At 31.1% G+C, this 10,335-nt stretch carries 14 protein-coding genes; 1 reads left to right on the forward strand and 13 read right to left on the reverse strand.

Annotation, left to right across the window (positions count from 1 at the left end):
* Positions 1-16: 16 nt before the first annotated feature.
* Positions 17-280, reverse strand: a complete 264-nt coding sequence (locus CLCOS_RS00485) for a DUF2442 domain-containing protein (RefSeq protein ID WP_082853559.1) — start codon at positions 278-280, stop codon at positions 17-19.
* A gap of 13 nt (positions 281-293) precedes the next feature.
* The gene (locus CLCOS_RS00490) at positions 294-572 is read right to left on the reverse strand and encodes a DUF4160 domain-containing protein (protein WP_063601373.1); all 279 of its coding nucleotides are present in this window, start codon (positions 570-572) and stop codon (positions 294-296) included.
* A gap of 320 nt (positions 573-892) precedes the next feature.
* Between CLCOS_RS00490 and cptIN the strand changes: the two genes are divergently transcribed.
* The gene (cptIN, locus tag CLCOS_RS00495) at positions 893-1,387 is read left to right on the forward strand and encodes a type III toxin-antitoxin system CptIN family toxin (protein ID WP_063601372.1); all 495 of its coding nucleotides are present in this window, start codon (positions 893-895) and stop codon (positions 1,385-1,387) included.
* Positions 1,388-1,445: 58 nt separating this feature from the next.
* On the opposite strand, the gene CLCOS_RS00500 is transcribed toward cptIN, so the two are convergent.
* The 11 genes from CLCOS_RS00500 to CLCOS_RS00545 all read right to left on the reverse strand — a co-directional run bounded on the left by CLCOS_RS00500 (position 1,446) and on the right by CLCOS_RS00545 (position 9,826).
* Positions 1,446-1,787, reverse strand: a complete 342-nt coding sequence (locus CLCOS_RS00500; protein ID WP_063601371.1) for a DUF2442 domain-containing protein — start codon at positions 1,785-1,787, stop codon at positions 1,446-1,448.
* Positions 1,788-1,840: 53 nt separating this feature from the next.
* Complete coding sequence (locus CLCOS_RS00505) at positions 1,841-2,092, reverse strand: type II toxin-antitoxin system RelE family toxin (RefSeq protein WP_063601370.1); 252 nt, start codon at positions 2,090-2,092, stop codon at positions 1,841-1,843.
* Positions 2,085-2,336 (reverse strand): hypothetical protein, encoded by a 252-nt coding sequence (locus tag CLCOS_RS00510; protein ID WP_063601369.1) that lies wholly within the window; start codon positions 2,334-2,336, stop codon positions 2,085-2,087. The genes CLCOS_RS00505 and CLCOS_RS00510 overlap by 8 nt, the downstream gene beginning before the upstream one ends.
* Positions 2,337-2,473: 137 nt before the next feature.
* Entirely contained in the window at positions 2,474-2,596 is a 123-nt protein-coding gene (locus CLCOS_RS22925; RefSeq protein WP_275507151.1) for a hypothetical protein, read from the reverse strand.
* 1 nt (position 2,597) lies between these two features.
* Complete coding sequence (locus CLCOS_RS00515) at positions 2,598-2,855, reverse strand: type II toxin-antitoxin system Phd/YefM family antitoxin (RefSeq protein ID WP_063601368.1); 258 nt, start codon at positions 2,853-2,855, stop codon at positions 2,598-2,600.
* A gap of 631 nt (positions 2,856-3,486) precedes the next feature.
* A complete protein-coding gene (rfbC, locus tag CLCOS_RS00520) occupies positions 3,487-4,035 on the reverse strand; it encodes a dTDP-4-dehydrorhamnose 3,5-epimerase (RefSeq protein ID WP_063601412.1) in 549 nt (182 codons plus the stop codon).
* Between the two features lie 176 nt (positions 4,036-4,211).
* Entirely contained in the window at positions 4,212-5,084 is an 873-nt protein-coding gene (gene rfbD, locus CLCOS_RS00525; RefSeq protein WP_063601367.1) for a dTDP-4-dehydrorhamnose reductase, read from the reverse strand.
* A gap of 20 nt (positions 5,085-5,104) precedes the next feature.
* Positions 5,105-5,983 (reverse strand): glucose-1-phosphate thymidylyltransferase RfbA, encoded by an 879-nt coding sequence (gene rfbA / locus CLCOS_RS00530; RefSeq protein ID WP_063601366.1) that lies wholly within the window; start codon positions 5,981-5,983, stop codon positions 5,105-5,107.
* Positions 5,984-6,193: 210 nt separating this feature from the next.
* Complete coding sequence (gene rfbB, locus CLCOS_RS00535; protein ID WP_063601365.1) at positions 6,194-7,249, reverse strand: dTDP-glucose 4,6-dehydratase; 1,056 nt, start codon at positions 7,247-7,249, stop codon at positions 6,194-6,196.
* Positions 7,250-7,284: 35 nt separating this feature from the next.
* On the reverse strand, positions 7,285-8,724 hold the full coding sequence (locus CLCOS_RS00540) for an oligosaccharide flippase family protein (RefSeq protein WP_063601364.1): 1,440 nt from the start codon (positions 8,722-8,724) through the stop codon (positions 7,285-7,287).
* 4 nt (positions 8,725-8,728) lie between these two features.
* Positions 8,729-9,826 (reverse strand): DegT/DnrJ/EryC1/StrS family aminotransferase, encoded by a 1,098-nt coding sequence (locus CLCOS_RS00545; protein ID WP_063601363.1) that lies wholly within the window; start codon positions 9,824-9,826, stop codon positions 8,729-8,731.
* Positions 9,827-10,335 lie beyond the last annotated feature (509 nt).

Raw genomic sequence — 10,335 nt, forward strand, 5'->3', positions numbered from 1 at the left:
TACTATACACCAATTGCTACATTTCAATTGCTTTATCATATTCATAACTTTTAATATACAAAGTATCCCTGCTCAAATCAGCTCCACATTTCCAACATACCGTTCCAAACTCAATATATACATTTTTAAATTCATCTAGATTATTGATAGGCTTAAAAACCTCATATTGAAGATATGGTTTAACATCAAATGTTTTTTGTTCATTTGTTTCAAATTTTAATAACAACTTATAATCTTTAAGAACATTAACCTCAATAACTTTTGGACTCATTTTATTCATTATAACACCTTCTCTATAAATTTATTTTAGGTGGTATTTTCCCAAAGTTTTTTCCTGAAACTGCTTTATTCCATCTATCCCATAATTCTTCCTTATGTATAAGAATCCAAGCAATAATTATTTTGTGTGTTCTATTATCAATTCTACCTGCTAATATCTTCCCCGTTGCTATTGAAATGGATGCTTCTTTTCCATCAGACAATTCTATATGAAAATGTGGTTCCTGATGCCTATCAGTATCCATATAGTTCATATATATTCTTACATTATCAAATCTAGTTAACTCACCCATTTAATCATCTACACTATATTAATAATATTATATCATACTGTATTTATTTATAGAATACTCATGACAGCTAAGTATAGTATTTGTATATAAAAATATTATTAAAAATAATTGATTTTTTATATACAAATACTGTATAATTTAATTGTCAAGATAGTTAGCTATCTCAAATATTTGTCGCTACTCGATATGCGACTAATAAAAGGTCGAGTTCAAATATTTGTCGCTACTCGATATGCGACTAATAAAAGGTCGAGTTCAAATGTTTTTTAAGCTCTGTCCTATAGGATGGGGCTTTTATTTTATAGGGGGACATAGTAAAAATGAAGCCAGGAAACTTTTACTTTTTAAGAAACGATTATTTTGCTGACTTTCCAGATAATAAACTAATGGGTAATAAAGAAATGGTACAAGGTGTTTCACATGATCGCCCTTGTTTTTATGCTTTTTATGATAATTCCACTTCTTTGTATTGGTTAATTCCATTCTCTTCACGAGTGTCAAAATTTAAATCAATATATGAAAAAAAATTAAGTATTTACGGAAAATGCGACACTATAGCATTTGGTAAAGTACTAGGACATGAAAAAGCCTTTTTAATTCAGAATATGTGTCCAATAATACCTCGTTACATAAAAAATGAATACATAGATAGCAAAGCTAATATGCCAGTTAAACTAGATGGTATTTTTGAAAAAAGCTTAATTGCAAAGGCTAAAAAAGTTTTAGCTTTAAATAGAAAAGGAATAAAATTAATTTTTCCTAACGTACTACAAATAGAAAAAGAACTGATTAAAGAAATAAATGAACAAAAATAACTTTTGGGCATTTATCTTTAGTTGTTATCAATTCTACCTGCTAATATCTTCCTTGGTGCTATTGAAATGGATGCTTCTTTTCCAGTGGAACAGAATTCATATATGCTGAATCTTTGCATATATCAATCCTATTATTCCATACAATATTGGAATCAACATTTTTGTCTATATCCCAAGCAATATTTCCAGATTCATCTATAAATACTTCTTTAAACTTGCCTATATCCCTTAGCACTTCAAATACTCCGGATAAATTATTGGACATATCATATAATCTTATTTCTTTATTATCAAATACTATTGTTAATGTATAATCATCATTTGGAATAATCTTTTTAATTTTTCTAGGTTCTTTAACAAAATATTCTGTAATTTTATCAGGAACCGAATTTGTTTTCAAGATGCTCACCTCCAAACTCCTATTTCTCAATTTGGCAGTCCCTCTTGCTTCTTTTATTTATAAATCTGACCTCTATTCCCAATCTCAACTATAATAATCATAAGTTCTTTATCATTTTTCTCAAATAAAACTCTAAAATCTCCAACTCTTAATCTATATATTTCATCCATACCTTTTAATTTTTTTACATCACCTTCAGGAAGCTCAATGATTGCTTTAATAATTCTTTTTTGAGTATCTCTATTTTGTTTTTTAATAAATTTTTCTGCTTTCTTAGTTAAGCTTATATTATAACTGTTATTCATCTAAATTTAACTCCTTCATTATATTTTCTAAAGGAATAAATTCTTCTTTTGTTTGTTTATATTGTTGATATGATTTAGTCTCTTCTTTAGTTGGTTCATCCTCATCTATATATTGCCACTTTTTTTTGAACCCTTTATTTTTCTTTTGCTTTAAATATTCATAAAAGTCCAATACTTCCGCTAATACTTGTGCATCTTCTTCTTTATTTAATTTTTCTATTATCTCTTTAGCTAATGAACTCATTTAATCACTCCCAATTATATCTCGTGCAGCTATGTTACACGAATTGATTTTATTAATACTATTATATCATATACACTTTTTTAATAAAATACATAACATAACTGGTTGGATATACCAAAAAACAAAAACAGGGTAAATCACTCTACCCTGATTACCTTTTTTCCAGTTTCATGTTCCAAAAGTTCTTTAGATATATACATACCAATTTCATATAGATCTTTTTCAGCAGGTTCAGTAATTTGAACATTATACATACTCATTTTATAAGCCTTTCTGTATATCATCAAATGCTTCTTTAAATGGTCTCACTTTTTTGTTTTCCATGGCATCTACACCCTCATCAATCAATTTATACAATTGAAATTTGCCCACAAGTTTTTCATAAGTTTCAATACTCATAACAGCTAAATCTCCCTTACCATTCTTAGTTATATAAACAGGCTCATTATATTTATGACAAAATTCTGATATTTCTCCATAATTGTTTCTTAAATCTGAACTTGGTCTTATTGATGGCATGACATACACCTCCTAGTTATAATATCAATATTATATCATAATTTCGATATTATAACTAAATTTTTTAAATTCATCCTATTGACTTTAAAAATACATACTGTATAATTAAGTTAAGAAATTGACATAATAAAAACAGGGTGTTAGGACACCCTGTAGTATACAATTCTAGTTGTTTAGGCAACTAGTTTAGCTAATTAATTATTTAAAAAAGTAGCCATACCAATTGCGATAGTGGGCTACTTTTTTATTTTATCTATAAGTACGATAACTAAATTTATCCGATGACTACCTGCTCTAATACTTCCACTTGGAGAAAAGCAACTGTCACCAAATCGAAGAATTTGGGACATCTGCTTTTCTCCAAGTGGGAGTAAAAATAGCAGCTACGTCCCTGGATAACGATTTCTAAGCATCAGGTGGAGTCAAAACTCCATCTGATGCCAAGAACTCTGTTTATCAACGCTACCAAAAATGATAGAGCAGCAAAAACTACTATAAACATTTCGCACATATGTATCACCTCCCTCCTAAAAGGGATAGCAATACCAGTTGCCCACACGCAACTATATTGAATTGTATGTAGATAGTTTATCATACCTCGTTATTTACAGCAATCATAGAATATACTTTTTTACTTATACTCTTTTAATGTAGGCCACAACTTATCCTTTTCAGAAAAAATGATATTATCAATTCCTTCAAGAGGCCATTTTATATTTATGTCAGGATCATTCCATATAATGCCACCTTCATCTTCAGGATGATAAAACTCAGTGCATTTATAGCAAAATTCTGCTTCATCTGAAAGTACCAAAAACCCGTGAGCAAATCCCTTTGGAATGTAAAATTGTTTCTTATTTTCCTCAGACAGTGTAACTCCTACCCACTTTCCATAGGTACTAGATCCATCTCTTAAATCAACAGCAACATCAAACACCCTGCCTTTTACTACTCTTACCAGTTTCCCCTGAGAATAATTTTTTTGAAAATGAAGTCCTCTTAAGACCCCCTTTTTAGATTTGGACTGATTATCCTGGACAAAGACCATATCAAGGCCTACTTCCTTAAAATCATTGTAATTATAAGTTTCCATAAAATAGCCCCTGTTATCTCCAAAAATACCTGTTTCTATTATGTATACACCCTTAATATCTGTGGCTTTAAAATTAAATTTACCTATTTTAATCATATCCCTTCATATTCAATTTACAATGCACAGTTCACAATGCACAATTGAAAGTTCAAATAACAAATATCAGATGTGAAAAATTTTCTTCCTGTATCAGAAAATAATTGTATTCATTTTGCCTATGGCAAAATTTCATTATTTGTTCTTTGATATTTGATCTTCGCTATTTATTTTTGTATAAAGGATTTAAGGGCATCTTCCCACTGCCTCATATTGTCACTAATGCTGCATCGGAGCATCATATTATCAAGTGAAGAAAATTCCGGCCTTTTAGCCGCCCTATTGAGATTCTCTGAGGTCATAGGCGACACAGTACAGTCTATACCCGCATAATCCACAATTTTGCAGGCAAAATCATACCAGCTGCACTCACCCTTACCAGTACAGTGATATATACCATATTCATCAGTAAGGGCAAGCTTTAAAATGTGGTAGGCTAAATCTTCAGCATTAGTAGGATTACCTCTCTGGTCATTTACCACATCTAAATGTCCTTTTTCTTTTGCAGCTTTCAGTATAGTGTATACAAAATTTTTACCATATAAACCATAAAGCCAGGATGTCCTTACTATAAAATACCTGCTGCAATTTTCTCTAATATACTGTTCTCCTAAAAGTTTAGTTTTTCCGTAAACACTAACAGGGTCAGGTAAGTCATATTCCCTAAAAGGAACAGTACCTCTTCCATTAAAAACATAGTCAGTAGAAATATGTACAAGTTTTATTTTTGTACTTTGTGAAGCCAGTGCTAAATTTCTAGCTCCTAAGGAATTTACCTTAAAGGCGTTTTCAAAGTCAGTTTCGCACTTATCCACATTGGTATAGGCAGCACAATTTATAATTATATCTGGAGCATAATCAATTATAAATTTTCTAACATCATTTAATCTGGTTATGTCAAGCTCCTCTCTACTTGGAAATCGCACTTCAGCATCAAAGTAAATTTTATCAATTACTCCTATTTCAGATTTTCCACTAACTAAAATTTCTCGGAGCTGCCCAGCAAGCTGACCTTTTCCTCCTGTAATCAATACTTTCAATCATATTCACTCCTAAAATATCAGTAATATTTTTTACTAAGCAAACTTAAAATATATTTTCCATAAGCAACTTTTTTAAGAGGCTCTGCCAACTTTATCAGTTGGTTATCATCTATGTATCCTTGTCTATAGGCAATTTCCTCTATACAAGCTATGTAAAGTCCCTGTCTTGTCTGAACAGCCTCTACAAAATTAGCGGCATTTAAAAGTCCCTGGGGAGTTCCAGTATCAAGCCAAGCCATTCCCCTTCCAAAAAGTTCTACCTTAAGTTTGCCCATTCTCAAATACTCATTGTTTACATCTGTAATTTCAAGTTCTCCCCTTGGAGAAGGCTCTATATTTTTTGCTATATCTACCACATCATTAGTGTAAAAATAAAGCCCTGGCACTGCATAATCGGATTTTGGCTTTAAAGGCTTTTCCTCTATAGAAATAACATTAAAATCTTTATCAAATTCCACTACACCAAAATCTCTAGGATTGCTTACATGATATCCAAAAATAGTTGAACAATCATGCCTGTCTGAAGCAACCTTTAATCTTTCGGTAAAGCCATATCCATGAAATACATTATCCCCTAAAACAAGAACTACATCGTCATTTCCAATAAATTTTTCTCCAACTATAAAAGCCTCAGCAAGTCCTTTTGGTTCATACTGCACTTCATACTGAAAATTAAGTCCAAGTTGGCTTCCATCACCAAAAAGTTCTTTAAAAACACCTATATCCCTTGGTGTTGATATAATAAGTATATCCCGTATTCCAGTAAGCATAAGCACAGAAAGTGGATAATAAATCATAGGTTTATCATATATTGGAACAATCTGTTTTGATATTGCCTTAGTCATAGGATAAAGCCGGGTTCCAGAACCACCAGCCAGTATTATACCCTTTCTCATAATTAACACCCCCTTTTTTTAGTTGAGAATTAATAGTTAAGAATTAATAATTATGGATGATTTACAATTGAAAGTTTAAACATCAATTAAAGTTCAAAGTTCAGATAACAAATATCAAATTAGGAAATTTTCTTCCTGCGTAAGAAAATAATTATATTTATTTTGCCTATGGCAAAATTTCATTATCTGTTCTTTGATATTTGAACTTTATTATTTGCTTTTGTACATTTTCTCATAGTATTTCTTATAATCTCCAGAGGTTACATTATCCATCCAATCTTTATTATCCAGATACCACTTTACGGTCTTCACTATACCATCTTCAAATTTAGTTTCAGGATACCAACCAAGTTCATCTTTAATTTTTGAAGGATCAATGCCATATCTCCTGTCATGTCCTTTCCTATCTTCTACATACTTTATAAGATTTTCATCTACAGAAGAATCTACATTGTCATGTATATATGGAATTATTGTTTTAACTATATGAATGTTTGTTCTCTCATTGTGCCCACCTATGTTATACACTTCACCACACTTGCCACTATGTATGACCATGTCTATAGCTTTACAGTGATCTTCTACGTAAAGCCAATCTCTTATGTTAAGTCCATCACCGTATACAGGAATATCTCTTTTATTTAAGCAGTTGTTTATAACAAGAGGAATGAGCTTTTCTGGAAATTGATAGGCACCATAGTTATTGGAGCACCTGGTTATATTTACAGGCATTTTATAGGTGTCAAAATAGGCCTTTACCATCAAATCAGCAGAAGCTTTGCTAGAAGAGTATGGGCTGTGAGAATCAAGAGGGGTTTTTTCCGTAAAGTATCCTTCACTTCCAAGGGAACCATAGACTTCATCTGTAGAAACCTGGAGATATTTTTTGCCCTCTTTAAAATCGCATTCTATAGTCCATGCATTTTTTGCAGTATCCAAAAGTGCCACAGTCCCCAGAACATTTGTCTTCACAAAAACTTCAGGATCTCTTATGCTCCTATCTACATGGGATTCTGCTGCAAAGTTTATTACATAATCTATATCATATTTTTCAAACAGCTGTTGAAGTTTTTCCCTGTCACATATGTCTCCCTGAATGAAGATATAGTTAGGGTTTTTAGATATAGATTTTAAGTTTTCAAGGTTACCTGCATAGGTTAGCTTGTCATAGTTTATTATTTTTATGTCTGAATATTTTTTAAGCATATAGTGAATAAAGTTAGAGCCAATAAATCCTGCTCCTCCCGTTACTAAATATGTTTTCATAGATACCGTCCCTTCGATCATAATACATTTATATATTATTTTGATTTTATAAAACCACAAATTTTATTTTTTATAAACAACAATTCTTTTTTATACATAAAAGCAAAACAAAATATCATAAAAATACTCAATAAAAAACTTAAGACAAAGTTTTTATTAAGCACTATTCTCCAAAATATAAAAAAAGCACCCGTAATTGCACAATCAATTAAAAATCTTTTAGATATAATTATAAGTTTCATCCTTTGCAAAACGATAGAACATACTATTACCGTAATTATATAACCAGTTAATGTAGCTAAAGCTGAACCTTCTATACCTAAAAACGGAATCAATAAATAATTAAATACAACATTAGACAATGCACCTGCCGTAAGTATCAAGGTTCCAGGCCAAGTTTTTTTTATAACTAAAAATTGATTTCCCTCCGTCTGATAAAGCATAAGTAAAAGCGGTGCCAAAAATAAGTATGGAAATACTACAGCTCCTTTTACATAATCACCTCTAAAAAATATTCCAAAAATTATATCTGAAAATGGCGTTAATACTAATATAGTGGTAAAAGATATAACTCCAAGATATTCAAATATATTTGAAGTAAGCTCCACTTGGTCATCACTTTTCATAGTAGAAAAAGCAAAGTACTGCCATCCATTTGCAAAAGCTATATATATAAATTGACTTATTGAAGCCACTCTTGCCCCTATTCCATATATACCTACTTGTGCATTTCCCAAATACTTTGCAATAAACATCCTATCACAGGAGTTAAAAATCCAATATAATAAAAATCCAGGCATAAGTGGTATACCTAATTTCAACATTTCTTTTATTAATCTTTTGTTTATCTTTTTAAAACTAAACCAATCTGTATTTAAAACATAAAATATTACAAGCATTATTATAGATGATGCTAATCCTGCCAGTGGAAGTGCAGTTACATACATCTTATGCATAAGCATGGGTATAGAAATGCTATAAGCTAATATTGGCGTTACAGTATTGGTTACAAGAAATATTTTTCTTTTATTTAACATCCTCGTAGGTGCTATAATAATGGAGCTTATAGTGCTTACAAAAACACTTACCGCAGAAATAGTTAAAAGTTGACTATACCTTTCCGAACTAAAAAAAAGCTGAGAACAAAATCCTTTAAATATTAAAAGTACCACTGCCTCTACTAAACCGCTAAAAAATGTGAAAGAAAAGGCACTAGAACACACTTCTTTTTTATATTCTAAGTCTTCTTTATCAAAAAACATTCGAAACATCACATCATACATACCCATTATTGCTATTGATGAACCAAAAGAAACTACAATATTTGATATATCACTAAGTCCATAATAAAAAGCATTAGGCATTAATCTTGTAACAATAGGAAGCATAATAAGCGGAACTATCTTACTCATTACACTTCCAAGTCCATATACTAAAAAATTTTCAATAAAAAGCTTTGCTCTGCTCACTGCCATCTATTTATCTCCAAGCATTTATTTTATCTATAACATACTGTATTTCTTCATATTTCATGCCGTACCACATAGGAATACTCAAAACTTCATTTGCTATTTTTTCAGCTATAGGAAAATCTCCCTCTTTAAAACCTAAATCACTATAAGCAGGCTGTAAATGCATTGGTATTGGATAATGTATTAAAGTTCCTATATCTTCTTCTTTGAGATATTTCTGCAGCTCATTTCTCTGCTTAGTTCTAACTATAAATACATGCCATATAGGCTCTGCATAATCTGGAACATATGGTAATATTACTTTATCATTTTTTATATTGTCTATGTAAATCTTTGCTATTTTTCTTCTTTCATCATTCCATTTATCAAGATATTTTAATTTTACTCTTAAAAATCCAGCCTGTAGTTCATCAAGTCTAGAGTTATATCCCTTATATAAATTGTGATATTTCCTATCTGAGCCATAATTTCTTAGAATCTTAATTTTATCTGCAAGTTCTCTATCATTAGTAGTAACTACTCCTGCATCTCCTAATGCACCTAAATTTTTGCCAGGATAAATACTAAATCCTGATGCATCACCAAGACTTCCTGCTTTTTTACATTTATACAATGCTCCATGTGCTTGAGCTGAATCTTCTATAACTTTTAGACTATATTTTTTCGCAATATTATTTATTGGATCAAGATCTGCTGCTTGTCCATATAAATTTACTACTAATATAGCTTTAGTTCTATTCGTTATTGACTTTTCTATTAGCTCAGGATCAATGTTATAAGTTCTTATATCTGGTTCAACAAATACAGGTTTTGCTCCAACATTAGAAACTGCAAGTGCAGTAGCAATATATGTATTTGACGGTACTATAACTTCATCACCAGTACCTATACCATAAGCTCTCAATATTAAGGTAAGTGCTTCAAGTCCATTTCCAACACCTATGCAGTATTTCACTCCACAATAATTTGCAAATTCTTTTTCAAAGCCTTCAACTTGCCTGCCCAAAATAAACCAGTTTGAATGATATACTTCTAAAAATTTCTCTGTCATTTCACTTTCTATTTCTAAATGCATTGGTGCAAAATTTAAAAATGGTATTTTCATAATCTCACTCCTCGTATAATAAGTTTATAGCCAAGAAAAACTGGTTATAAACTTATCTTTTTTATAGTATAGAGATAGGAGACATCTTTGAGGGATTCTTCCTCATCCTATTCCCATCTATACAATTAATATTTATATATTCAATAAAGATTATCCTGTGGTATGATATCAGCAGAGTCTGATGTCCGAAGGCACTGCTTTCACTCCTTTCAGCCAACGCTTGTTGTGTCTGCTTTTTTAGCTTTCAGCCTGGTTCATGTGGCATATTCCGCTTACACAGATGTTTCATCCCCTGTCGTAGCTCCAGCAAAAAAGCTGGCAGGGTGCATGCTGATTACGCGAGGTTGCGGTCACTACATGATGCCCGGGATAAACCTTTTGTTTCAGATTTCAAAAATACTTAATCGGAAAGGATGGTGATATCATGTTAAAGATTAACTTTATGTCTACTTTGTTTGTCGGTATTGATGTCAGTTCCAAATCCAATGTTGTTTATGCAATGGATTTTT

This window comes from Clostridium coskatii (assembly GCF_001675205.1).
GTDB classification, from domain to species: Bacteria; Bacillota; Clostridia; order Clostridiales; family Clostridiaceae; genus Clostridium_B; species Clostridium_B ljungdahlii.